Consider the following 24,250-nt stretch of genomic DNA (forward strand, 5'->3'; position numbering starts at 1 on the left):
TTTACGTCTTTGACAGTTACATCCAATAAATTCTATGATGAAAATGATAGTGCGCACTATCATTTTAAAAAACAAAAAGAGACAAATGAAACCATTGGCTATTTGGATAAGGGGGCATTCCCATGTATTCAGTATTATTTCATGCGGCTGAAGAATCCGCATCACTCGCAGGGGCAAAAGGCGTGAATTTAATTAAATTAAACAATCACGGACTGCCAGTTCCAGATGGATTTATTATTAAAACGAACAGCTTTGCAAGCTTTCTTTCATATCACAATTTCCATCCAACTGATCAAAACCTTGCCCGAAAAATCACAGAAGCTTCGTTTCCTTCACAAATGGAGACAGAATTACTTTCATCCTTTCAATCATTGTTGAAAACATATCCATCCGTTGCAGTGCGATCCTCTTCTGTTGCGGAAGATCTCGAAGGCGCCTCCTTTGCAGGTCAATACGAGACCTATTTAAATATCAAAACAAATGAAGAGTTCTTGCAAGCCGTCAAAGAATGTTGGTCGTCTTACTTCGCAGCAAGAGTCACAGAATATAAGGAAGAAATGATTGAGAACGAGGAAGAGATGCCGCTCATGGCTGTTGTTGTACAAGGATTGATCCATTCTGACATCTCTGGTGTCATCTTTAGTGAGAATCCTGTATCAGGAAAAACAAACGAAGTCATGATGACTGCAAGCTATGGACTAGGAGAAGCCATCGTCTCCGGCCTTGTGACGCCAGATACATTTATTGTAAACAAAGAAACGTACTCAATTGAAAAATCACTAGGAACAAAAGAAGTGCAAATTGTTCCCTGTCAAGAGGGCGTTATTGAACAACCCGTAGGTGAGGAGATGGCTGGCCAATTTTGTCTTCGAGATGATCAATTGATCCAAATCACGAAAATGACAAAACAAGTAGAAGAACTTTATGGACATGGAGTAGATATCGAATTCGGCATGTCAGATGGTACTTTTTATTTACTTCAAGCAAGACCGATTACTGCTTCTTTTTCCAATACAGCAAATGGCTCCTCAGGTGCAGCCTTTCAAATGAAACCTGAAGAGCTGCAAGACTTCTGGATCTCAATGGACGATCATATGCCTGGACCCACAAGTCCTCTTTTTTCAAGTTTGATCATACCTGCTTTAAAAAACGGGATGAAGAAAAACGGAGAGAAGTATCAAGTACCAGACCTTAATATTAAAGATATCAAACTTTATAGAGGACATCTGTATTCTTCACCGTCTATGCCAGAAGCGTCAGCGGAACCAGTTTTTGACGAGAGCCTATTCGAACTGTTTCCTCGTTTAAGCGAAAGAATGTATCACATTTTAAAGCAAAACTTGTTCCCATTATACGAAAAACTTGATCGGCAAATCACTCAACCGCTAACAATTGATGAAGCCATCAGCGGCTTTCAAGAATTAAAGGAAATTTATCTAAGAGCGTATGACGACCATTTTGACATTGTCATACCTCAAGTCATTCTATCAGCGATCATTGAAGACATGCTTGTCTCATATACTGGCGATCAAACACAAGTCGTCCTGCTGCATGAAATGATGATAGGTGTGATGAACAAGTCCCTTGAAACAGATCAAAAGCTATCTCACTTGGCAAAAGACGTTCTTCAAGATTCCGAGCTTCTTCAGGCATTTAAACATCATTCAACGAATGCTGAACTATTATATGCCCTCAATCACACAGAAAAAGGAAAAAACTTCATTTCCAACGTAGAAGCTTTTCTCCAAGTCTATGGTTGGCGGTCTGTTAAAAGCCATGATTTCACCGAGGAAACATGGGTGGAAAATCCTGAATTTGTCTTGGACATCATTAGAAACAACATTCGGCACCAATCTGATTTTGATGAAGAATTTGCACAAGCCGTGATCAAAAGGCAAGAAACGTATGAACAGTTTATCAGTCAAGTGACAGATGAAGCGTTTAAAACAAAATTTGAAGAACTTTATCATTTTGCACTCCATGCAGCCAATATTCGAGATGATCATCACTTTTACATTGATGCCATGTTAGATGCAAAAGCGAGACTCTATCTCTTAAAAATTGGTGAACTTCTTGTTCAAAAAGGAGCGATCCCTCATCAAGAAGACCTTTGGTATCTTTACGATGATGAAGTACTCAATGCGCTCACAACTTCGACCACATACGATTCGATCATTCAGCAAAGAAAAATTGAAATGAAGGAAAATGAATCCATCCAACCACCAGCTTATACAGGAACGCCTTCTGAAGCTGAATTGCAGCAAGTAGAAAGAATGCTTGGTTCTCTAAGGGAAAATGCAAACAACACAGACGATGCAATCTATGGAATTGGTGCATCTAGCGGCATTACTTCTGGAAGAGTCAGAGTCATTACATCTGCTGATGAATTTTCACAATTTGAAAAAGATGACATTTTAATTTGTAAAACAACGACCCCTTTATGGACCAGCTTATTTAGAGACGCCAAAGCAGTCATCACCGATTCTGGCGGTATTTTGTCCCATTCCGCTATTATCGCTAGAGAATATATGATACCGGCTGTCTTAGGCACACGGATCGCAACTGAAAAACTAAAATCCGGCGACCTCGTGACAGTAGATGGAGCCAATGGGCGTATCCAGTTATTAAATCAGCATTCACGGGCATAGTCGTCACTGTTTGGATCATATTGGCGGTCACAGATTTTATCGGTATACTTACTTTGTTGCAAACACATTCATAACCTGAGGTGAGTATGCTTGTTAAAATCAACAAATCAACGGATCATTCGCGCAACAATGGAATTATTGTCTGAAAAGGGCTATCAAAAAACAACGACAAAAGAAATTGCGACAAAAGCGAATGTAAGTGAAGCGACAATTTTTCGTAACTTTAAAAACAAACGCGGCGTGATTGCTGCCATTATGAAAATGAAATCAACACCGACCAAAACCCTTGAAGCAGAATTTAAAGACGATTTATACACCGATTTAAAATTTCTCGGTAGCTATTTCCTTGAAGATTTGACTTCAAAAAAAGAATTTATCTATATCAGCATGAGAGAACCCGCTATGTTTAAAGATTTAACAGACCATGAAAAAATTTATCCTCAAGAATTGAGAGACATGCTGATTCATTATTTCAAAAAAATGGGCGCTCAGCATCGTGTATTAGAAGGAAAAGAAGACATCTATGCAGATATATTTATTAGCACGTATTTTGGCTTTTTCATTCAACAGCTAGAGCAAGACATTCAGCTTGTTTTAACAAAAAAAGAAGACTTTATTGAGACATGCACACACATTTTCATGAGAGGAATTTCCCCCACTTAATTGGGTGAAATTCTTCTTTTTACAAAGGTGGTAAACACATTGAATCTTAAAAAAGAGAACTTGATCATTTATTCTTTGCTGCTTGGAGCTATTTTAGTTCCAGTCAATTCAACCATGATCGCAGTCGCTCTATCATCTATATCAACTTATTACGATCAATCCATATCAAACATTACTTGGGTGGTCACGATTTATCTAATTGTCATGGCAGTCACTCAACCTATTGCGGGTAAGCTGGGAGATATATACGGCCACCGCAGCATGTATTTAGCTGGTGTGATACTCTTTTTGATTGGCTCCATTGGATGTGCTTTCGCACCTAATCTTGCTTTTCTTATTAGCTTCCGATCAATTCAAGCGGCAGGCGGAGCTATATTAACGCCGAACAGCATTGCTTTAATTCGTGCAACAGTATCACATGAAAAGCTTTCTAAAACTATGGGTTTTTTCGGTTTTGGAGCGGGAATTGGTGCCGCACTTGGACCTTTTATCGGCTCTATTCTCATTCAGAGCTTTGACTGGCATTCCATTTTCCTAGTGAATATACCATTTTTGATTCTCACACTTGTGACAGGCGTTTTTATGATTCCGAAGATGAAACATACACGTTTACAAGCCAATGTAGATATCATCGGTTCGTTATACTTAACAATCGGGATCGCCACACTCATTTTGTTTACTAAAAGCCAAGTATTAAACGAATACATGATCTATGGCGTTCTAGCGGTCATTTCCATTCCTTTATTTTTCAAACACGTACGGAAAGTTACAAATCCCATCATTGATTTGACACTATTTAAAAACAGTACTTTTACGAACGCTAACCTTTCTATCATGCTTAGTAATTTTGTGATGTACGCGATTCTTCTCATCATGCCGCTGTTTATGGAGCAAAAACTCGCACTTTCTCATACACAAAGCGGGATTTTCCTTTCGATCTTTTCACTCTGTATGTCTATTAGTGGATTACTCGGAGCAAAGCTCCATCCAATAAAAGGTGCCAAAAAAATGATTCGATTTTCATTTCTCTGTCTTACTTTATCCGGTGTTATGCTGATCACACTAAGTAGCTATCCAAATATACCACTCCTTATCATCACATTAGTCGCTGGGGGGATCTCATCAGGTATTGGCATGACTAGCATGCAGATGGCTTCTTTAACATCTGTTGATCAGAGTTTATCCGGCTCTGCATCTGGGATTTTTTCTACCTTTAGATATTTCGGAAGTATCATTTCATCTACTTTAATTGGTATATTAAGTGGTTTTCAATCTTTATTTATCGTATTAATGGGCGCAGGTATCCTTGGTTTCCTCCTCTCTCATCGTCTAAAAACGAAACCCACTTCTCATTCATCTGAACACTCTGCTTAACGACTCCCTTCGCTCTATTTAGGGCGGGGAGCTATGATTATTTGATACTGTAACCGATTATGAATACAATGATCAAACTGTGAAAATGATCTTTTACTCATGAAAAAATGTCATATAAATAGACGAAAAAGAAATTTCAGCTTTCATTTACCTCTACTTCCCCACCTAAAAACTCCTTTTCATATCTTCCAGCATTCATAACTTCGATTTTTTTTCACAATTTTTGTGTTATGCTTTTTGAAAATAGAGCACCAAAGGAGCAGAAGGATGAAACGAGTGAAATATTTTTTAATATGCTTGTCAGCTCTACTATTTTTCCTAGCAGGCTGCGGAAAAGACCAGCAATTTACGCCCCCTGGCAGCTCTCAATCAATTGCTGTCATTTCTCAACTAAAAAAAGCCTCCTTTTCAATCGTTGATTTACAAAAAAATAAAATTGTCTCTTCCGTTGATTTAAAACATCCTCTCACTGATCTTGTTCACATCAACAAAGACGTGATCATTGCATCAAGTAAGGAAGGACAATCTCTTATAGAAATCAATTTAAAAAAAGGAACAGCAGCGGACTATATGGATATGAATAAAGGTCTGACTTCACTTGCGTATGATGCGGATACCAACACTTTACTTGTGACCGATTCAGAGAAAAATGTCGTTTATTTTATCGATACAGTGCACAAGAAAATAAAAGCAACTGTGAAGACCGGGACATTCCCCTCTTCTATGGCGTTGTCTTCTTCAGGAACGTTGTTTGTTTTAAATGCAAAAAGTCATTCTGTTTCAGTCATTGATATTGAAAAGAAAAAAAAGATACGAACGATTTCCGTCCTAGAACGGCCATCTGGCATTCATTTTGATGGGCATTCCATTTGGGTTGGAGGGCACGGTAAACCGGGCACATTAAATAAGAGCATTTTTGCTTACGACCCTAAAACAGGTAAAAAACAGCGAGAAATCAAACTAGGTGTTATGCCAGTCGCATTTTTTTCAGAAAAAAACTCTTCTACTTTATATGTATTATGTCATGGAGACCACACACTATATAAAGTAAATACCGAGAAAAACAAACTGCTTTCCTCTGTTGAGACCGGTCAAAATCCGAATTATATCACTGCTGATTCCTCATCTATATATGTCAGTAACTTAGATGACAATTCAGTATCCGTCATCGACAAACATACATTTATGTTGAAGAACCGACTGAACATCCCAGCAGGACCTTATGCTATCATGTTGGAGGAAAAGAAATGAAAGAACAGATGAATATTTTAATAGTAGATGATGAATTAGATATGCTTGAGTTAATCGGATCCTTTTTGCAGAGACAAGGCTTTCACGTGATAACTGCAAATAATGGCACGGGCGCCTTACATCAGCTTGAAAAAGAGGCCATTGACCTTGTTGTATTGGATATTATGATGCCAGATATGGATGGATTCGAAGTCTGCCAGCGCATCAGGCAAACCTCCCAAATCCCCATTTTATTTTTAACAGCTAGAAGTTATGAAGAGGATCGCATTAAGGGGCTGGAAATTGGAGCAGACGACTACATCATGAAGCCTTTTAGTCTACGTGAGCTTGCAGCTAGAATTGAAACGACATTAAGACGAATTAGAGGTCTTTCTTTAAAGCGCAGTCGAATCATGATTGGTGACTTGGAGATCGATCAAGACGGCAGACAAGTCTATCTCAAGCAAAAGCCCATCAATTTAACAAGAAGAGAATTTGATTTACTTATGTTTCTTCTGCTCAATCAAGGCCAAGTCTTTTCCCGTGAACAGCTCTATCAAAAATTGTGGGAATCACACTCACCTAGTGGCTCTTTAAGAACAGTCGATACACATATTAAAACACTAAGACTGAAATTAAAGGAAGCGGAACGGTATATTAAGACCGTTTGGGGTGTCGGCTATAAGTTTGAGGAGGACAAATGAAGCCATTATCTATTAAAAGGAAAGTGCTTTTCTTAATCCTTTCAGTTATAGGCATCGTTGCTGCCTCAGCTCTTGCCCTGACTTATTACTTATACCAGCACTTATATATAGATAAACAGATTGACTCTTTAAGTTTACAAGGAAAGAAACTGTCAGAAATCTATCACAAACACGGGAAAGACACATATTTTACTGACAGAATGAAGTGGGCAAATGACTCAAGTCAGGCAAGTGTTATTTTTACTGATGATCCTATGGAGCTTTCAAGCGGTATCCCTTTCGATACGAATACAAACGATAACCTCATTACGTTTAAAGAACGCCAAAAGCTTCTTCAGGGGGAAACAGTTGTGTTAATTAGAGAACACCCCCAGTTTCATCAAGATATTCTCGGGATTGCCATCCCTGTGTTCTCAAACAAAAATGATTTATCAGGAACCATTTTCCTCTCTATGCCTTTATCTGATGTGTATGAACCGTTTGTTCAAATTCGATTAACGCTTGGCATCTCTATTTTAATTATCTTGCTTTTGATTTTCTTTATTGGATATAAAAGTTCTAATAAAGTCGTAAGGACGATCAATCAAATGAAAGAAATTGCAATGGAAATGGAATCTGGTGATTTTTCAAAACGCATGGCTGTGACCAAAAAAGGGGATGAGCTAAATCAGCTGAGCCGTTCCTTTAATAAACTGTCCTCTACGTTAGAAAAAGTTGAACAGCATCGCAGAGAGTTCCTTGCTAATGTTTCTCACGAACTGAGAACGCCTTTAAGTTATATGAAAGGCTATGCCGAAGGAATTGAAGAAGGCATTATTGATCAAAAGAAAGGCATGCAGATTATTCAAGACGAATCCACACGATTAAGCAGGCTCGTACATGACCTTCTTGATCTCGCGCAATTAGAGGGGGAATCTTATCCACTAACGATGGAACCAATCGTCTTTGCGCAGCTTATTCATGATGTTCTTGATCAAATGACATTCATTACTAGTCAAAAGGGAATCTCGTTCAACCGAGAACTCGAAGAAGATTGTATTATTTATGGTGATAGCGATCGACTTGAGCAAGTCGTTCGTAATTTATTGGACAATGCCATCCATTACACGCCATCAGGAAAATCGATTTCGATTGAATTATTCGTTCACCAACAAACTGCTGAATTGAGAATCATAGATGAAGGCAGCGGAATTCCAAAAGGAGATCTCCCTCATGTTTCTGAGCGTTTTTATCGAGTGAATAAAGCCCGCACAAGAAAAGATGGCGGCTCTGGTCTTGGACTAGCCATTGTTTATCAAATTATAAAAAAACATCGTGGCTCGTTCGTTCTTCAATCTGAACAAGGCCTAGGTACGACCGCTATTATACAATTACCAAGTGCAGAGAGCACTGAAACTCCGCCTGTCTCCTCATAAAATAAGATGACATCTTTTAAACAAAACAGCTCTTTTCTAGAGCTGTTTTTATTCAACAGAAAAATAAAGAATTGGCCTTTTTTTATTAACAATTTATTCATATTTGCTTGTTACACTTTTTTCAAGTTAAGAAAAAGGAGTGACAAGCTTTTGATTAGACGCTTTCAGAAATTTGATCTTTATTTATTTTTCATATTGATTTTATCTGCCATTTTAAACATTTATAACATTTGGAACGACGATACGGTGAACGCTTATTATACAGCGGCGGTCACAAGTATGATGCAAAGCTGGCATAATTTCTTCTTTGCTTCGTTCGATCCCTCAGGTTATGTCACGGTGGATAAACCACCGCTCGCCTTCTGGCTGCAAACGATCAGTGCCAAAATTTTTGGCCTGCATGGCTGGAGTGTGATCTTACCCCAAGCTTTAGCTGGCATTGGATCTGTTTATTTAATCTACCGCCTAGTCAAACCTACATTTGGCCTGGCTGCTGCAAGAGTGTCAGCACTCATTATGGCGTGTACACCAATCGCAGTTGCTGTATCTCGTACAAATAACATTGACAGCTTACTCGTCTTTATTCTTTTACTCTCAACAGCCATGATGTTCAAGGCTGTGAAACAGCAGAAAGTGCTTTGGGCGATTGCTTCTTTTGCAATGATCGGTGTCGGTTTTAATACAAAAATGCTGCAAGCGTATATGATTGTACCGGCTCTCGTCCTGTTTTACATCATCGCCTATCGAACGACATGGAAGAAAAAGTTGTTATCGCTGATGATTTCGATGATTGTTCTTTTAGGTGTATCTGCTTCATGGTCTATAGCGGTTGATCTCACTTCCAAAGACAATCGTCCTTATATGGGATCAAGTCAATCAAACTCAGCCCTAGAATTAGCCTTTGGTTACAATGGTCTGCAGCGGTTGACTGGTCAACAGTCTGGCGGAGGAGGCGGCACAAATCAGGGTGAGGGACAGCCACCTTCACAGCAGGGTGATCAGCAAAATGACAATAATTCATCCACCATGCCTCAGCCGCCATCAAATGGAACTCAAAACAACTCAGACAATTCAAACCAATCATCCAGTCAGGAACAGCCTTCCATGCAAGGACCACCAAGCAGTGCAAACGGCTCAACACCACCTGATATGCCTTCAGGCGGTAATGGTGATGGACCGCCAAATGGTGGGGGCGGAAAAATGGGAAGTGGTTCTGGCATGTTTGGAACAGGAACAAAAGGGCCATTACGTCTGTTCCAATCTGAACTATCCGATCAAATCAGCTGGCTGCTTCCATTTGCGCTCTTCGGTGCGATTGGTATCTTCTTCTCGACAGCCTTTGAAAGAAGACGTCTCAATACAAAACAAAAAGAAACACTATTTTGGTTAGCTTGGCTTATACCTGTTGCTGCATTTTTCAGTGTCGCAGGATTCTTCCATCACTATTATTTAATCATGCTGGCACCGCCAATTGCTGTATTAGCAGGAGCAGGATGGGTTTCTATGACTCAATTGTTCCAAACAGGAACTGGCTTTAAAAAATGGTTGCTTCCAATTGCGATATTCGTCACAACCGCATTTGAAATCTTTATCCTATCCACTTTTACAAGCACGATTGGACTTGCACTAAGCATCGCAGTAGGTATCATTGGTGTTGGAACGATCCTTTCTCTACTTTTGATAAAAGGGAAAGAAAAACTAAAACAATTCATGTCTCTCATTGCCATCCTAGGGATGCTGATCGCACCCCTATACTGGGCAAGCACACCTCTTCTTTACGGAGGAAACAGTATGCTGCCAGAGGCTGGTCCTCAGCTTGCAACTTCAAGTGGCAGCATGAGTTCACAAGTCAATGAAAAGCTGATCAGCTATCTTGAAAAAAACAATACGGGAGAAGAATTCCTATTCGGGACAACAGATGCAACCACTGCTTCGCCTTACATTATTAAAACAGGAAAAGCTGTTATGGCATTAGGTGGATTTAGTGGATCTGATAACATTCTCACGCTTAATGAATTCAAACAGCTCGTTAAAGACGGCAAAATCAAATACTTCTATCTTTCTGGTATGAGAGGCGGCAGCTCTGACATTCTCACTTGGATTCAAAAAAATGGCAAAGAAGTATCTACTTCTAAATGGCAGAACAGCTCTACATCCAAAACGAACCAGCAAACAGACAGCTCTGACAGCCAACAATCAAAACAAAATGATCAGTCAAATGGACGAATGGGCGGAATGGAGAGCGGTACTCTTTATGAACTATCCGTTGATTAATTCATCTATTAAAAGGGAGGAACGATGACTGATGGAAAAGAACATACAATACTCTGTTGTAGTCCCAGTGTATAATGAAGAACTTGTGATCCATGAATCGTATCAGCGCCTCAAGACCGTCATGGATTCGACGGGAGAAGCATATGAGCTTCTCTTCGTCAATGACGGCAGTATGGATCGAACAGCTGAACTGATTAAAGGGTACTGCCAGACTGATCCGCATGTGAGACTTATTGATTTTTCTCGTAACTTTGGGCATCAAATTGCCATTACAGCGGGAATGGATTATGCAAAGGGAGAAGCTGTCGTAGTGATTGATGCGGATTTACAAGATCCACCTGAATTGATTTTAGACATGATTGAAAAATGGAAGGAAGGCTATGAGGTCGTATACGCGGTCCGCACGCAACGAAAAGGCGAAACAGCTTTCAAAAAGTACACGGCTTCCCTTTTCTACCGAGTGCTACGTCAAATCACCGAAGTAGATATTCCTATTGACACCGGCGACTTTAGATTGATGGATCGTAAAGTGTGTCATGAAATGAGAAAAATACGCGAGAAAAACCCATTTGTCCGCGGATTAGTGAGCTGGGTTGGCTTCAAACAGATTGCAGTAGAATATGTTCGGGATGAGCGGTTGGCAGGAGAAACAAAGTACCCTCTCAAAAAGATGCTCAAGCTCTCGATGGATGGGATCACATCTTTTTCTTACAAACCTTTAAAGCTGGCCAGCGTGGCAGGCATTGTCCTTTCAGCTATTGGCTTCATTTCGATGTTTCTTGTCTTATATTTAAAGCTTTTTACTAACAGCACCATCACCGGCTGGAGTTCATTAATTGTCATTCAGCTATTCTTTAGTGGGATCATCCTCTTTATGTTAGGCATGATCGGGGAGTATATCGGCCGAATCTACGATGAAGCCAAGGACCGGCCGCTTTATATCGTCAGGGAGAGCTATGGCCTTCAGGCAAAGCCACATCCCGTTCAATCCCCTGTCCATTTCAAGCAATATAAACAGCATTAAAAAAAGCGTGCGAGACCCTTCAGAAGGTCCTGCACGCTTTTTAATAAATTAGACGGCTGTTTCAAACCGTTTTCTGTTAATAAAGAAAGAAAGTGTAATGATTAAATAAATGCCCATAGTGACCAGCGTTTGAACAATTGGTGTATTGAATACAACGCCGACAAAAATGGCCATGATCGCAATAACTGAAAACCACGTTGTGAAAGGATACAGCTTCACGCGATATCCGCCTGGCTGTGCGACGCTTCGAGATTTCAAATGACCGACGGCAATGATAAACCAGATGAATAGAACTGTATAACTTAAAGAGCCCATTAAGTAATTAAATGTTTGACTTCCTACAAAAAGAGAAATCAATACAGCTGCATACAAGGTAGATGTACATACAAGGATGGCTCGAACAGGCACCTGCTGTTTTGACAGCTTGGAGAATCCTTTCCATACACGGCCATCCATTGCCTGTGTATAAAGCACCCGTGATGAAGCATACAATCCAGAGTTCATAGAAGACAAAATCGCTAGTAAGATAATACCATTCATGATGTCACTAGCATACGGTACTCCGATTGTTGCAAACACTGTCACAAATGGACTTACTTGCTCATTGTTTACTTGATTCCAAGGGATTAAGCTGACAATGATAAAGAACGGCAGTACATAAAAACCGATGATGCGTACAAACGTACTTTGAATGGCCTTTGGGATGACTTTTTCAGGGTTTTTTGTTTCTGCTAAAGTAACCCCAATCATCTCCGTCCCACCATATGAATACACGACAACCAGCATTGCTGCAATTAATCCGCCAGTACCATTTGGGAAAAATCCACCGTGATCCGTTAAGTTAGACAATCCAGGTGCTGCATGCTGTCCGAATGAGACAAATAGCATGGTAAATCCAATGATAATAAATAAGATGATGACAGCAATTTTAATAGAAGCCAACCAATACTCTGTCTCAGCAAACATTTTGACTGAGCAAACATTAATGATTGTGACTACAAGTGAAATGATTAACACAAGCATCCAGATTGGCACTTGTGGGAACCAGTACTGAATAAAGATGGCCGACACAATCGCTTCTGCTGCAATGTTCAGCACCCACATCTTCCAATAGATCCAGTCTAAGAAATAGGCCGGATATTTTCCTAACACAGGTTCAATCAAGTCACGGAATGTTCTTGCTCCAGGTCGTGCAACGGTCATTTCGGCAAGTCCTTGCATAATAAATAATAAAATAAGACCACCAATCATGTATGCCAAAATGACAGCAGGACCCGCAATATCAATGGCAGAACTGCTTCCTTTAAACAGACCAGCACCGATGGCACCGCCAAGCGCAAGCATCATAATATGCCTTGATGTCATTGTTCGTTTTAACTGCACATGTTCCTTTTCCATTTTCTATAGCTCCTTTAAATTTGAATCTTCAGACAAATATGAGATAAAAGCATATAAAAAGGCCAGCCATCTCCTGGAAGAGACGACTGACCTTGCAACCGCGTTACCACTCTTATTGATTCAGCCATGGCTGAATCCAACTTAAAACCCGATAACGGAGGTCACACGTAAAGACTTACTATTCATTCAGTCTTACCGCTCTTTGAGCGAGTTCAATGATTCGTTTTACTGCGTTGCACCGACCCGCAGCTCTCTTAAAAAACGGATGTTCATTTACTATTCTCAAGTCAAAGCGTTTATAGTCAAATTTGTATATTCGTCAAAGATTTTATTTTTTAAATATACTGACTAACCACGCAATTGTCAACAGCCTTTTTCAGACAAACAGCGATTAACGAATCCAAACAGCTACTTCATCCATCGGGCGACGTGTTTTGCCGCGTTTTGGCTCAGTGACACGATAACCAAAGGCTGCCATGACAGAGATGTCGTATTGACCATCCTCCAGTAACCCTTCTTCTTCTAAGATACGATGGATGTGATCGTAGCTAAATCCTTCAACTGGGCATGAATCAATGCCGATCTGTGCCGCAGCTGTCATCATGTTACCTAAGGCAATATACGTTTGTTTTGAAGCCCAATCAAATAATGTACGGTCATTTTCTAGTAGATGAAGATCGTTCTCTTGAAATTCTCTGTAGCGCCCCTTGACCATTTCAAACGTTTCGTCTGTCATTCCTTTGATTTGCTTGTTGATGTATTCTGCATATGCTGAATCATAGCGGGCATCTGTTCTTGCCAAGATGATCACAAAATGGCTGGCAGTTGGAAGCTGCTTTTGCGCCCCCCATGTATACTCTTTTAATTTTTCTCTAAATGCTTCATTTTGGACAACGAGGAACTTCCAAGGCTCAAACCCTACAGAGCTTGGAGAAAGTCTTCCTGTTTCTAAAATAAATGCAAAATCATCCTCTGGAATCTTTTTCGCTGGGTCAAACTCTTTTGTCGCATGACGGAATTCATACGCCTCAATGATTTCTTTTTTCAACTGCTCTTTGTCTCGCATTTTCTTCATCCTTTCTAATGAACAGGTGTGTTCCCACAATCCAATTTCTTTCCATTCCCTCATAGAAATTGTTATGATAGGAAAACAAACAACCCGAATGTGTGATGTCCTATCTCTATGGTAAAAGAAAAGCTTCCATTGATTCAAGTACGCACATTTTTGTTCGTTAGGTACAAACATGTTCGTTTATGACCATTTTCGTTTAAGAAAGGAATGTTGAGATGAGTGCACCATCCAATCCAGTCAGTATTGTGAATCATGGCTGTCCCGTGTCTATCACTACAAATGTCATCGGAGGGAAATGGAAAGGCGTCATCCTTTATCATTTGACTTGCGGTCCAAAGCGTTACAACGAAATACGCCGGCTTCTGCCAAGAATTTCGCAGCGTGTCCTGACGTTGCAATTACGAGAACTTGAACAAGACGGGATTGTTCACCGTGAAGTCTATGAGGAAGTTCCTCCTCGTGTCGAGTATTCACTGACTTCTCTTGGAAATACGTTAAAGCCCATTATCTTTGCCATGCGTGAATGGGGCGAATCCTATGGGAGAGAAACGCGCCCAAAAGAAAAAAGCTGCCATCTCTAGCAGCTTTTTTAAGATGAAATCGCCGTTGGCTCTTGCTGAGGATCGTCCTTCACAAACAGGATACCAAGCTGGTGATGCTCCCCTTCGTAAGAGGCGCGTTTCTCAAACCTTGTCTGACCATTGAGACCAATGATCTCAAGCTTTGTCAGAGCACGGTTGGTTTGTAGTGCTTCATAAAATTCTGAAACGGTTTTGATCTCGATTCCATTGACCTTTGTAATCATTTCTCCGATCTCAAGCTTTAAATCAGCCGCAGGGGTATTCGGAATGATACCAAGCACCATAAGCCCTTGATTCCGCTTAGAGAAAAAGAATGGTGCAGCGTTGTCATTCGCCCTCTGCTTCCATGATAAAAAGGCTCTTCCTGCAATCGCTAGAACAACAGCTCCCCACGCAATCGGCTCAAACCAAATACTTGCCGCACCTACTGCAGCAACAGCTAGACCGAGCATCATAATTCGGCGTGACGTAATTTGAATACTCACAATTGGCAGCGATCCTTGAATACGCTGGCCAAAGCCGATGATGTACGGGATCACAATAAATGAAAAGCTTTGATCGTGCACTTGAAGCACAGGCCACCATGGCAGAGAAGAAGTCCATTCACCTGCCGGCATCAGCAAAACAAGTGGTAGAAGCCACAGACGGTTTGCTCGCTGCTGGCCGATCAAAAGTCCTCTCGCACTCATCACCATTGCAGGCGATGTACGTAAATGCGCCGTTCGATAGGCTAAGATGCCTTCGGTCATTAACAGTAGCCCTAACAGGATCACAACGGCTGATGCATTCATCATTGAAAGCTGCGGCAGCCAAGAATGGCTCACTTGAACAGACATCAGTCCAAATGCCGCAATAAAACTGAAACCGAGTGTGTATGCAGACGAAAGCGCACTCGCCTTAAAGAATAAAGAGAAAACGATGGTCATCGCTGCAATCAGCACGATGAATCCAGGCGGAAGGGAAATCCCTAAGCCTACAGATATGATCGATAGACAAATTCCTGGAACCCATCCCTTTGAATATGTAAATTTCAGTTCATCGTAAACATCTTCTATTCTTGTTTGAAACGCTTTTCTCTCCCGCTTTACGCGGATGTAGCCATATAATAGGCTGATTAATATCATAAAATAAAAAAGAGGATGGATTAAAAACAGACCGACCGCTTTTAATCCGGCTCCCATCCACTCCGAGCTCATTATCGTTCACCGCCCAAGTCAAGCATTTTCTCTTATTCTATCAAATAAATCGATGCTTGACATCAGGTTTATTTCTCCTGATTCATCCAAAGTGTGACATTCGACAGTGAAAAATCTTTTAAATAGTGATTTACATCTACATCTAGTATGCCGCCGAGAAGCTGCATGGACCTCTTGATGTCGGTTAAGTTTATACCAAGTCTCTTATGATTATCCATTAAATAATTGAAGTATATCTCAGCACAGTCTTCATCGATCTCGTCGACTGATTCTACCGTTGTGTAATTGACCAAGTACCTGCTTAACAGCATGAGTAGACTTAATGCCTTTGTAGCCGAAAACGTCACATCTTTCGTACGACTCTTAAGCTCCTCTACCAACTCGTAATATTTTTTCTCTCTCACAATACTTGCCCTTTTCAATTGTGTACCCCCATTTACTAGTTCTTTTAAGAAAAGCGCAAACCTCGGTACAGCTCAATGCTTAAGCTGAATATCCGCAAAAAATAAAATATTTAAAATGAGTGCTACTTTTTATTGTAAGAATTATTTATGTAACATACAACTTTCAAAAGTTTCATTTTCATGACATGTTTAAATCAACAGAAAGTCTCTTATATAAATATGTTATCGGGTAAATTCGAAGGAATGTTATGTTTTTTGTAAAATAAATGAATATATTTCTCGATATAATATATTTTTAAGAATAAATTATTACATGTTCGTAACACTTATGAACCAAAAAAAAGAGGCATTTATTCGCCTCTTTATTTTTTGAGATATAGTGCTTTTAGTGCAGTTTGCAGCTGAAGATCATTCTTTTCATAAGATTTCACTTCATCTACCATCTTGTTCATCATTTTCGCTGTCTTTAAATCAATCACGCCTGATTTTTCGAGATTGTATGTGCTTTGAAATGCGAGTACAGCCTTTTTCGTTTCTTCGTCAAAATATCCATCTACTCTGCCAGGGTCAAATGATAACCCTTTTAACAATGTCTGTGCTTGTCTGACTTCTTCATTGTTCATATCAAGCTGAAGCGGTTCTTTCAGCTGGAGCGGGCCAACGGTGAAGTAATCTGGTTGATGAATCGCAATGGTCGGCACAACGCCTTTTTTGTGAATCCAATTCCCTTTCGGTGTCAGCCACTTATACAGCGTTAATTTAATGTTACTTCCATCTCCCATTGGTACCGCCTGCTGCACAGTCCCTTTACCAAAGGAAACGTCACCTACCACTTCATACTTCCCTGCTTCTTTCATGGCACCAGCCAGAATTTCAGAAGCAGATGCACTTCCTTTATCAATTAAGACATTGATTGGGTATGGTTTTTGTTCTTTTCGTTTTGAAAAATATCGTTTTCGATCGCCATTCCGTTCTGCAATTTGAATATATGGCTGATCCTTTGTGATAAAATGTTTTAAAATGTCTTCCACACTTTGTAGATAGCCGCCAGGATTTCCTCTCACGTCCAGCACAAGGCCTTCCATGCCCTTTTTCTCGAGCTTATTCAAGCTTGCCGTGAAATCCTTCGCCGTATCTTCAGAGAAGCTAGAGATCGCAATATAGCCTGTTTTATGACCATTGACCTCTTTCATTGAAGCCGTTACGGTTTCAAGCGGGATTTCTTCTCGTTTGATATGGAATGTTAGCTCTTTTTCAATTCCATTTCGTCTGATTTTCAAGGCGACAGACGTTCCTTTTTTTCCTCTTATTTTCAGTACAGCATCGTTTAGGCTTTTTTCTTTCATCGACTCACCGTCAATGCTGATGATTTCATCTTTCGGTTTCAGACCCGCCTTTGCCGCAGGGGATTTTTTAAAGGCAGAGACAATGATAATCTTTCCTTCATCCATTCCAACTTCTGCCCCAATTCCTTCAAATGAGGAATCAAGTGAATCCGAAAATTGCTTTGCGGTTTGCTTGTCCATGTATACTGAATACGGATCATTTAAGGTTGAAAGCATTCCTTGAATGGCACCTTCAAGCAGCTTTTGACGATCCACTTCCTCTACATATTCATTCGAAATGAGGTCATAGGCTTTCTCAATTTTCTCCATTCCGTTTTCCTTCGCTCGATCACTTGATTGAGCTTGTCCAGCCACTGCAGCAGCCGCTTTCGGTGACTCCGCCTGAGTCGCCTCTTTATGCGTCACAACCCCTGCACTGATGATGAGAATGACACTTGCCATGATGGATGCGATTTGTTTTTTCATATTTGGCCTCCTTCTTCAACTCTTCCTGATGACCTGAGTTATTATATGCCAGAAGAAGGGATTTCATGTAAAGACATTCTCCTAAGGAGGCTTGACTAATCATTTCATTAGGTGTAATTTTTATTTTGTTACGATCGAGAAGGAGTCTTCGCTATGTATATTATATTGACGATGCTTTTATTAGGAATTTTACTAGGGTTTGTAGGAGCTGGCGGGGCTGGTTTTGTCATCGCATTGCTGACGTTAATCTTTGATGTACCAATCCATACTGCACTTGGGACATCTTTAGCTGCTATGGCATTTACGACTTTATCTGGTGCATACAGCCACTACCGGGAAGGAAATATCCAGCTCAAATCAGGTTTGATTGTCGGTGCACTAGCTTGTATTGCTTCATTTGCCGGAGCAAAAGTGGCTCCTTTTATTCCAGAGGATAGCCTGCACTATTTAACAGCTGGTATGCTCTTTTTATCTGCTGTTTTTATGATGATCAAATTGTTTGTCCTAAAAGAAGATGCTGAGCAGCAGCCGCTTTCTTCACGCCAATTGCTGATCAGGGGCATTATATTAGGCCTTGTATCAGGGATGCTTTCAGGGATGTTCGGTATTGGATCAGCACCATTTATTCAAGTGGGGCTTTTGATTTTGCTGAAGCTGTCTATTAGACAAGCTGTTGGCACAACGATGCTAGTGATTATTCCAATCTCTATTGGCGGTGGAATTGGTTATATTTCAGAAGGCTATGTTGACTTTATCCTGCTCGTTCAGATCTTAATCGGTACCGTATTAGGGGCTTTTATTGGGGCAAAATTTACACGCCTTGCGCCAAAACTGTTATTAAAATCCGCTGTGCTTTTAACACCTATTATTGCCGGATTACTGCTGTTATTTTAATTTCATCTACATGAAAAAAGCCGATAACATCATGTTATCGGCTTTTTGTCAGCGGATATATTGTGCTGGATTGACTGCATTTGATTTCGCGCCATTCCATAATCCTTTATGAATTTCAAAATGAAGATGCTGGCCATAAGACTGACCTGTGTTGCCCATATATCCAAGGAATTGACCTTGCTCGACTCTTTGACCTGTTGACACACTTCTTGTTGAAAGATGAGCGTATACCGTTTGATACGTTTGGCCATTGATGTTATGTGTAATGAACACCACATTCCCATAACTCGACGAGTAGCTTGAGTTCGTGACTGTGCCAGATGCGGCTGCAACGACAGATACAGTGCCTTTTGCAGCGATATCTAATCCGTAGTGCTGTCCGCCAGAACGCCCGCCAAAGCCTGATGAGAAACGGCCTGCAGCTGGTTTAATGAAACCTGAGCTACTTGCTGGTGTATCTGACACTTGATCAGATCCTCCACTTGGTGCAGGTGCACTTTTTTCAGCAGCTGCTTGTTCTGCTTTCTTCGCTTCTTCTTTTTGACGGCGTGCCTCTTCAGACTTTACCGCCGCTTTCTGATTCGCTAGAATTTCTTGTTCATTTTCAAGCTTTCCTAGTTCATCATGTGCATGTTCTTTTTCTTCCGTTACATGACCAAGGACTTTTCCTTTTTCTTTTTGCTGTTTAGATAGGTCCTTTTTCAACGTTTCAAGCTCTTTCAAAGATGTTTCAAGTCCACTTAGCTGTTTATTTAGCTCTGCTTCTTTTTGCTCCACTAGCTCCAAATCATTTTCGTGTTCTGTAATCATGTCTTTATCTGCTTCGACGATGGTTGTAACAGCTCCCACACGACTGACAAAATCACTAAAGCTACGAGCACCTAGCAGCACATCTAAATAGTTGATTGTACCGCCACTTTTTTGCATAGAACGAATTCGATCTTTGAAAATCGCTTTTCTCTTTTCAATTCGCTCGTTGATGACTTCAATCTCTTTTTTTAGTTTTTTGATCTGTTGTTTCGTCTGTTTGACCTCTTTTTCTTTTTCAGCGACTTTTTCAGTTGCGGCACTTACTTTTTGGTCAATTTTTTCAATTTCTTGCTTTAGCTTTGATTCTTTCTTTTCAAGCTTTGCCAGTTCTGATTTCTTTTTCTTCAAGGTTGATTCAGTCTTCGATGTTTTCTCTTCAATTTGTTGACGTTTTTGATCTAGGTCTTCGTATGCGAATGCACGATTTTCGTTCCCTGGAATGTATAGCCACGTTGTTCCAATAAACGCTGCCATTCCAGCCATCATCAGCTTTCTTTTCAAAACGATATTCCCCTCCCATGACAACTGCCTGCATGAAGAGTCGACCGGATGATTTGGATCAACCGGTCACATCTTCTATAGAATCCTCGAGTGCTGCCATCAATATAAATAGATTTATACTTTCAAGAATTTACGGATGGACGTTAAACTTCCCCACACACCGATAATGGCACCGATCAATAGAAGGACCAGTGATACTTGATAGACAAACGGATTGTATGGAAGCATTGAAATAAATGAACCTTGTACCCTTGGCGCCACCCAGCCGACAGCATATTGATACGTGCCAAGCAATACAGCGATTGGTATAATCGAGCCAAATACACCAAGTAGTAATCCTTCGATGAAGAACGGCCAGCGGATAAACCAGTTCGTTGCACCTACTAGTTTCATAATCTCAATTTCTTTACGTCTAGCAAAAATCGTAATTTTGATCGTATTGGAAATCAAGAACATCGCTGTAAATAAAAGCCCAATAATAAGTGCGATGCCGACATTACGCGCCACTCCGACAACATTAAAGAGTCGGCTGACCTCTTCTTTTCCATAAGTGACTTTATACGTCCCTTTTAGGTTTTCTAATTTCTTCGCTACTTTTGGTGTATCGTGGGGATCTGTTGTTTTCACAATAAACGCATCATTCAATGGATTTTCTTGATCAACCAATCCCATAGATTGTCCATTTTCACCAAAGCTTTTAATCAGTGCTTTTAGTTCATCATCCTTGGATGAATATTTCACATCACTGATTTCAGGAATCTTCTCAATTTCTGCTTTTAATTCATCCTGCTGCTTTTGATTCGCAGTTAAATCAATGAGAACTTTTACTTCTACTTCTTTCTCAGCGTTCGATGCCATGTTATTCAAGTTGAGCATAATAACAAGAAAAACCCCAACTAAAATCAATGTGACAGTGACCGCACTAATTGATGCAAATGTCATCCACGTGTTTCTTCCAAGTGAACGGAAGCTCTCACGTAAATGCCGCGAGAGAGTTTTAATCATAAATTCCGTACTCCCCTCTTGCTTCGTCACGCACAATCATTCCATCTTCGATTGCGATGACGCGTTTCTTCATGCTGTTTACAATCTCTTTGTTGTGTGTCGCCATGACGACTGTTGTTCCGCGGTTATTAATCTCTTCGAGTGTCTTCATGATTTCCCATGAAGTATCTGGATCAAGGTTTCCTGTCGGTTCGTCTGCAATGACAACCTCAGGATGATTGACGATCGAACGAGCGATCGATACACGCTGCTGTTCACCGCCGGAAAGCTGATCTGGAAATTGACGAGCTTTGTGCTTTAATTGCACCAAATCAAGTACCTCAAGCACTTTTTTCTTAATAATACTTGGCTGTTCACCAATGACTTCAAGAGCAAATGCCACGTTCTCAAAGACCGTAAGACTTGGAAGCAGTTTGAAATCTTGGAATACTACGCCAATTTCTCTTCTCACATAAGGAATTTCTTTTTCCTTCATCGAGCCTAAATCTTTGTTATTAATTAAGATTTTCCCTTTTGTTGGTTTCTCTTCACGATACATCATTTTAATGAACGTGGATTTACCAGCGCCACTGGGACCAACAACATACACAAACTCTCCTGGATGGATAGAGACATTGATTCCATTGATCGCCTTTACGCCATTAGGATAGATCTTATAGACTTCCTTCATTTCAATCATGTAATCACCTAATCTTTTCTTATTCGCTGTCAAACAGCTTATCATGATGTTCTGACACTTCTCGTCAAAAAACGTTATGTATGGTCACGCACATACCCTTCGATACGCACAAGCAATTTATGTCCTTTTCATCCAAAAAGATGAAAAAATTGAATCGTCTAAATTTCAACAACTCCAATTATACGTCATGAATCGACGCAATGGTATTACATTTATATTTCAAAACTTATAAATAAAAGGTAAATAGAGCAACAAAAACCGAAAAACGTGTCTTTTTACCCTTATTTTTTAAATAAAATTTAATATAATACGTTTTCATACTATCCAAAAGTCTTTTTCTACAAATAGAAAATAAAAAAACCTTGTCGATTAGACAAAGGTTTTATTTTTTCTCTGCAAGCCACTTGGCGACTTCTTTTGCTTGTTTTTCATCTACCATTCCGCTTGGCATAGATCCTTTACCGTTCTGGGCAATATCTGCAATTTGGCTTTCATTATATTTCTTCCCGACTTCTTTCAGGCTTGGTCCGCCTCCGCCAGATAAGTCTTTTCCATGACAGCCAATACAGTTTTGCTGATAAATCTCTTCACCACTACTCACATTTGAAGCACTTTTACTGCCTTCTTTGTCACTGCTGCTTGAATTTCCTCCGCAGGCCGCAAGTACAAAAAGCATAGCGACAAAAAGAAGCGTTAATCCGCTCTTTTTCATGTATTTCCCTCCCTTACAATCATTTGGTCAACGTTATTATATCCTTGTTTACGCCCTTTTAAAACCCTCACCAAGCACCTCTTTTGCATCCATGACGATGACAAACGCTGATGCATCGATCGCTTTTACCACTTGTTTCAACTTTGTGAATTGTGACTGCCCTACCACACACATTAAAATAGGCCGGTCATGGTCGGTGTACCCACCTACTGCTGATATCTTCGTTACACCACGATCAATTTGATCAAACACCGCCTGTCTGACCTCATCCTCATGACCCGTAATAATCATGGCCATCTTCGAGTGACTAAAGCCAGCCTGCACGACATCAATCGTCTTACTAGAAATGAACACTCCGATCACAGCGTACAGTCCTTCTTCAATCCCAAAAACAGTCATGGCCGCCAAAACAATCAAACCGTCCATCATCGCTAAACAAGTACCTAACGTCAGCCCTGTATATTTATTGATGATTTTGGCCGCAAGTGCCGTTCCTCCCGTTGAACCATTGCCGAGGAAAACGAGCCCAATTCCGATCCCAATCACTACACCGCCAAATATTGCGGCGAGCAGTGCTTCATGGGTGACAGGAGCAATGTGTCTTGTTAAGAACACCATTAAAGGTAAAAAGACAGAACCAACGAGCGTTTTTACCCCAAATGTTCCACCTAATAAATAAAAGCCTGCGATAAAGAGCGGAATATTGAGGCCCCATTGTACATATGCAGCTTCAAAACCGAATGACTGCATAATGGTACTGATTCCACTCACACCGCCAGCAGCAATCTGATTTGGTAATAATAACGTATTAAAGCCAACCGCCACGATGGCTGATCCTATTAAAATGAGTACATAATTTTTCACTTCAATCCAAAGTTGAGAATGTTCCTGCTTCATGTCTTTCTTCCTCCGTTACTTCTGAATGCACACCTATTTTAAGCCCTCTCATTCAGATTGTAAATAACAGCCAAATGCAGTGCTAATGGATTAATACTTTATCACACAGCCGGATCAGCGTACTTGCCGTTTGGCAGAAGAGTAAATGATGGTATATTTAATATGTACATGAGAAAGAAGGGACATACGATGAAGAAAATATTGAAGATCACCGGTATTACATTACTTGCACTCATCATCTTAGCTTTTGGTGCTTTCTATACATGGAGCCGCTTTACATATGGACCATCGGAAGCGTTAAAAAAGCAGGTGAAGATTGAACAAGTCGATCATAAAAATGGGGTATATTCATTTGAAGCATCAAAAAGCGATACTGGCATCATTCTCTATCCTGGGGCAAAAGTTGAACCTCTTGCGTATGCCCATCTAGGGAATGCGCTGATGAAGAAAGGCTATTCGGTCTTTATCCCAGACATGCCATTTTCCTTCGCGATTTTTAATACGAAGAAGGCAGAGGATATCCTCAAAAGTCATCCAGCCATCAAGCATTGGTACATTGGCGGACATTCGCTAGGCGGGACAGCTGCCGCTATGTATGCAGAGAAAAATCAAAGCAAGCTGGACGGCCTCTTTTTCCTTGCCTCCTATCCTGCATCAGATGACTTGAAACAGGCTTCCTTGCAAGTATTATCTATTTCAGGCGAAAAAGATGGGCTGGCGACACAAGAAAAAATCAAAAAATCGAAAAAGCAGCTACCTTCTCAAACCGTATATCATGAGATAAAAGGCGGTAATCATGCTCAATTTGGCATGTATGGCAAACAAAAAGGGGATCAGCCTGCAGACATTCCAGTCCTCACGCAACAAAAAGACATCGTTCAGACGATGCTGGAATGGTTAAAACCAGCAAAAAAGCTCCCGTAATGGGAGCTGCAAGATTGTTGACAAAGGGCTAAAA

Annotated in this window: 21 protein-coding genes and 1 other annotated feature; of the genes, 11 read left to right on the plus strand and 10 right to left on the minus strand. The window is 40.4% G+C overall.

The window, feature by feature from the left end; all coding sequences use genetic code 11:
• Nucleotides 1-122 precede the first annotated feature (122 nt).
• The 8 genes from NST09_RS16315 to NST09_RS16350 all read left to right on the plus strand — a co-directional run bounded on the left by NST09_RS16315 (nucleotide 123) and on the right by NST09_RS16350 (nucleotide 11,332).
• The gene (locus NST09_RS16315; RefSeq protein WP_342493121.1) at nucleotides 123-2,648 is read left to right on the plus strand and encodes a PEP/pyruvate-binding domain-containing protein; all 2,526 of its coding nucleotides are present in this window, start codon (nucleotides 123-125) and stop codon (nucleotides 2,646-2,648) included.
• A gap of 90 nt (nucleotides 2,649-2,738) precedes the next feature.
• The gene (locus NST09_RS16320; protein ID WP_025208046.1) at nucleotides 2,739-3,311 is read left to right on the plus strand and encodes a TetR/AcrR family transcriptional regulator; all 573 of its coding nucleotides are present in this window, start codon (nucleotides 2,739-2,741) and stop codon (nucleotides 3,309-3,311) included.
• 39 nt (nucleotides 3,312-3,350) lie between these two features.
• Complete coding sequence (locus tag NST09_RS16325; RefSeq protein WP_342493122.1) at nucleotides 3,351-4,685, plus strand: MFS transporter; 1,335 nt, start codon at nucleotides 3,351-3,353, stop codon at nucleotides 4,683-4,685.
• A 267-nt stretch (nucleotides 4,686-4,952) separates the two neighbouring features.
• The gene (locus NST09_RS16330; protein ID WP_057079000.1) at nucleotides 4,953-5,936 is read left to right on the plus strand and encodes a YncE family protein; all 984 of its coding nucleotides are present in this window, start codon (nucleotides 4,953-4,955) and stop codon (nucleotides 5,934-5,936) included.
• Nucleotides 5,933-6,619 carry a response regulator transcription factor gene (locus tag NST09_RS16335; protein ID WP_024719907.1) on the plus strand — a complete coding sequence of 229 codons (687 nt, stop codon included), beginning with the start codon at nucleotides 5,933-5,935 and terminating at the stop codon, nucleotides 6,617-6,619. The genes NST09_RS16330 and NST09_RS16335 overlap by 4 nt, the downstream gene beginning before the upstream one ends.
• Entirely contained in the window at nucleotides 6,616-8,034 is a 1,419-nt protein-coding gene (locus tag NST09_RS16340) for an ATP-binding protein (protein WP_342493123.1), read from the plus strand. The genes NST09_RS16335 and NST09_RS16340 overlap by 4 nt, the downstream gene beginning before the upstream one ends.
• Before the next feature lie 150 nt (nucleotides 8,035-8,184).
• On the plus strand, nucleotides 8,185-10,308 hold the full coding sequence (locus NST09_RS16345) for a glycosyltransferase family 39 protein (protein ID WP_342493124.1): 2,124 nt from the start codon (nucleotides 8,185-8,187) through the stop codon (nucleotides 10,306-10,308).
• 31 nt (nucleotides 10,309-10,339) lie between these two features.
• Nucleotides 10,340-11,332: a glycosyltransferase family 2 protein gene (locus NST09_RS16350; RefSeq protein WP_008348213.1), complete on the plus strand. Its 993-nt coding sequence runs from the start codon at nucleotides 10,340-10,342 to the stop codon at nucleotides 11,330-11,332.
• 48 nt (nucleotides 11,333-11,380) lie between these two features.
• Here NST09_RS16350 and NST09_RS16355 read toward each other — a convergent pair whose 3' ends face one another.
• Both NST09_RS16355 and NST09_RS16360 read right to left on the minus strand, forming a co-directional pair.
• Complete coding sequence (locus tag NST09_RS16355) at nucleotides 11,381-12,730, minus strand: amino acid permease (RefSeq protein ID WP_008348215.1); 1,350 nt, start codon at nucleotides 12,728-12,730, stop codon at nucleotides 11,381-11,383.
• Nucleotides 12,731-12,805: 75 nt separating this feature from the next.
• Nucleotides 12,806-13,030 (minus strand) — a binding site (T-box leader).
• Nucleotides 13,031-13,121: 91 nt separating this feature from the next.
• Nucleotides 13,122-13,796, minus strand: coding sequence for an NAD(P)H-dependent oxidoreductase (locus NST09_RS16360; protein ID WP_008348217.1), 675 nt, complete (start codon nucleotides 13,794-13,796; stop codon nucleotides 13,122-13,124).
• A gap of 221 nt (nucleotides 13,797-14,017) precedes the next feature.
• On the opposite strand from NST09_RS16360, the gene NST09_RS16365 reads away from it, so the two are divergent.
• On the plus strand, nucleotides 14,018-14,383 hold the full coding sequence (locus NST09_RS16365) for a winged helix-turn-helix transcriptional regulator (RefSeq protein WP_017357877.1): 366 nt from the start codon (nucleotides 14,018-14,020) through the stop codon (nucleotides 14,381-14,383).
• A gap of 8 nt (nucleotides 14,384-14,391) precedes the next feature.
• Here NST09_RS16365 and NST09_RS16370 read toward each other — a convergent pair whose 3' ends face one another.
• The 3 genes from NST09_RS16370 to NST09_RS16380 form a co-directional block, all read right to left on the minus strand.
• Entirely contained in the window at nucleotides 14,392-15,564 is a 1,173-nt protein-coding gene (locus NST09_RS16370; protein ID WP_171465812.1) for a PDZ domain-containing protein, read from the minus strand.
• An 83-nt stretch (nucleotides 15,565-15,647) separates the two neighbouring features.
• Entirely contained in the window at nucleotides 15,648-16,001 is a 354-nt protein-coding gene (locus NST09_RS16375; protein ID WP_007500014.1) for a swarming motility protein SwrAA, read from the minus strand.
• A gap of 344 nt (nucleotides 16,002-16,345) precedes the next feature.
• Nucleotides 16,346-17,794 (minus strand): S41 family peptidase, encoded by a 1,449-nt coding sequence (locus tag NST09_RS16380; RefSeq protein ID WP_072367409.1) that lies wholly within the window; start codon nucleotides 17,792-17,794, stop codon nucleotides 16,346-16,348.
• A 153-nt stretch (nucleotides 17,795-17,947) separates the two neighbouring features.
• Here NST09_RS16380 and NST09_RS16385 point away from each other — a divergent pair, with 153 nt between their 5' ends.
• The gene (locus NST09_RS16385) at nucleotides 17,948-18,688 is read left to right on the plus strand and encodes a sulfite exporter TauE/SafE family protein (protein ID WP_008348223.1); all 741 of its coding nucleotides are present in this window, start codon (nucleotides 17,948-17,950) and stop codon (nucleotides 18,686-18,688) included.
• A gap of 48 nt (nucleotides 18,689-18,736) precedes the next feature.
• Here the strand turns inward: NST09_RS16385 and NST09_RS16390 are convergent, their stop codons facing one another.
• From NST09_RS16390 to NST09_RS16410, 5 genes are all read right to left on the minus strand, one after another.
• Entirely contained in the window at nucleotides 18,737-19,999 is a 1,263-nt protein-coding gene (locus NST09_RS16390; RefSeq protein WP_072367407.1) for a M23 family metallopeptidase, read from the minus strand.
• Between the two features lie 114 nt (nucleotides 20,000-20,113).
• Nucleotides 20,114-21,004 carry a permease-like cell division protein FtsX gene (gene ftsX / locus NST09_RS16395; RefSeq protein ID WP_017368131.1) on the minus strand — a complete coding sequence of 297 codons (891 nt, stop codon included), beginning with the start codon at nucleotides 21,002-21,004 and terminating at the stop codon, nucleotides 20,114-20,116.
• Nucleotides 20,997-21,683 carry a cell division ATP-binding protein FtsE gene (ftsE, locus tag NST09_RS16400; RefSeq protein ID WP_008348229.1) on the minus strand — a complete coding sequence of 229 codons (687 nt, stop codon included), beginning with the start codon at nucleotides 21,681-21,683 and terminating at the stop codon, nucleotides 20,997-20,999. Before ftsE ends, ftsX begins: the two co-directional genes overlap by 8 nt.
• Before the next feature lie 382 nt (nucleotides 21,684-22,065).
• Nucleotides 22,066-22,395, minus strand: a complete 330-nt coding sequence (gene cccB / locus NST09_RS16405) for a cytochrome c551 (RefSeq protein ID WP_007500002.1) — start codon at nucleotides 22,393-22,395, stop codon at nucleotides 22,066-22,068.
• Nucleotides 22,396-22,443: 48 nt separating this feature from the next.
• Complete coding sequence (locus NST09_RS16410; protein WP_035389657.1) at nucleotides 22,444-23,292, minus strand: YitT family protein; 849 nt, start codon at nucleotides 23,290-23,292, stop codon at nucleotides 22,444-22,446.
• A 189-nt stretch (nucleotides 23,293-23,481) separates the two neighbouring features.
• On the opposite strand from NST09_RS16410, the gene NST09_RS16415 reads away from it, so the two are divergent.
• Nucleotides 23,482-24,216: an alpha/beta family hydrolase gene (locus NST09_RS16415; RefSeq protein ID WP_342493125.1), complete on the plus strand. Its 735-nt coding sequence runs from the start codon at nucleotides 23,482-23,484 to the stop codon at nucleotides 24,214-24,216.
• Nucleotides 24,217-24,250: the final 34 nt, after the last annotated feature.

Source organism: Bacillus sp. FSL W7-1346 (assembly GCF_038593335.1).
GTDB lineage: Bacteria > Bacillota > Bacilli > Bacillales > Bacillaceae > Bacillus > Bacillus altitudinis.

Bases quoted from the DNA above. Each gene is read 5' to 3' on its own strand.
- NST09_RS16315 (WP_342493121.1), top strand. From the start codon at position 123: ATGTATTCAGTATTATTTCATGCGGCTGAAGAATCCGCATCACTCGCA.
- NST09_RS16330 (WP_057079000.1), top strand. From the start codon at position 4,953: ATGAAACGAGTGAAATATTTTTTAATATGCTTGTCAGCTCTACTATTT.
- NST09_RS16335 (WP_024719907.1), top strand. From the start codon at position 5,933: ATGAAAGAACAGATGAATATTTTAATAGTAGATGATGAATTAGATATG.
- NST09_RS16340 (WP_342493123.1), top strand. From the start codon at position 6,616: ATGAAGCCATTATCTATTAAAAGGAAAGTGCTTTTCTTAATCCTTTCA.
- NST09_RS16350 (WP_008348213.1), top strand. From the start codon at position 10,340: ATGGAAAAGAACATACAATACTCTGTTGTAGTCCCAGTGTATAATGAA.
- NST09_RS16355 (WP_008348215.1), bottom strand. From the start codon at position 12,730: ATGGAAAAGGAACATGTGCAGTTAAAACGAACAATGACATCAAGGCAT.
- NST09_RS16360 (WP_008348217.1), bottom strand. From the start codon at position 13,796: ATGCGAGACAAAGAGCAGTTGAAAAAAGAAATCATTGAGGCGTATGAA.
- NST09_RS16365 (WP_017357877.1), top strand. From the start codon at position 14,018: ATGAGTGCACCATCCAATCCAGTCAGTATTGTGAATCATGGCTGTCCC.
- NST09_RS16370 (WP_171465812.1), bottom strand. From the start codon at position 15,564: ATGGGAGCCGGATTAAAAGCGGTCGGTCTGTTTTTAATCCATCCTCTT.
- NST09_RS16380 (WP_072367409.1), bottom strand. From the start codon at position 17,794: ATGAAAAAACAAATCGCATCCATCATGGCAAGTGTCATTCTCATCATC.
- NST09_RS16385 (WP_008348223.1), top strand. From the start codon at position 17,948: ATGTATATTATATTGACGATGCTTTTATTAGGAATTTTACTAGGGTTT.
- ftsX (WP_017368131.1), bottom strand. From the start codon at position 21,004: ATGATTAAAACTCTCTCGCGGCATTTACGTGAGAGCTTCCGTTCACTT.
- ftsE (WP_008348229.1), bottom strand. From the start codon at position 21,683: ATGATTGAAATGAAGGAAGTCTATAAGATCTATCCTAATGGCGTAAAG.
- cccB (WP_007500002.1), bottom strand. From the start codon at position 22,395: ATGAAAAAGAGCGGATTAACGCTTCTTTTTGTCGCTATGCTTTTTGTA.
- NST09_RS16410 (WP_035389657.1), bottom strand. From the start codon at position 23,292: ATGAAGCAGGAACATTCTCAACTTTGGATTGAAGTGAAAAATTATGTA.
- NST09_RS16415 (WP_342493125.1), top strand. From the start codon at position 23,482: ATGAAGAAAATATTGAAGATCACCGGTATTACATTACTTGCACTCATC.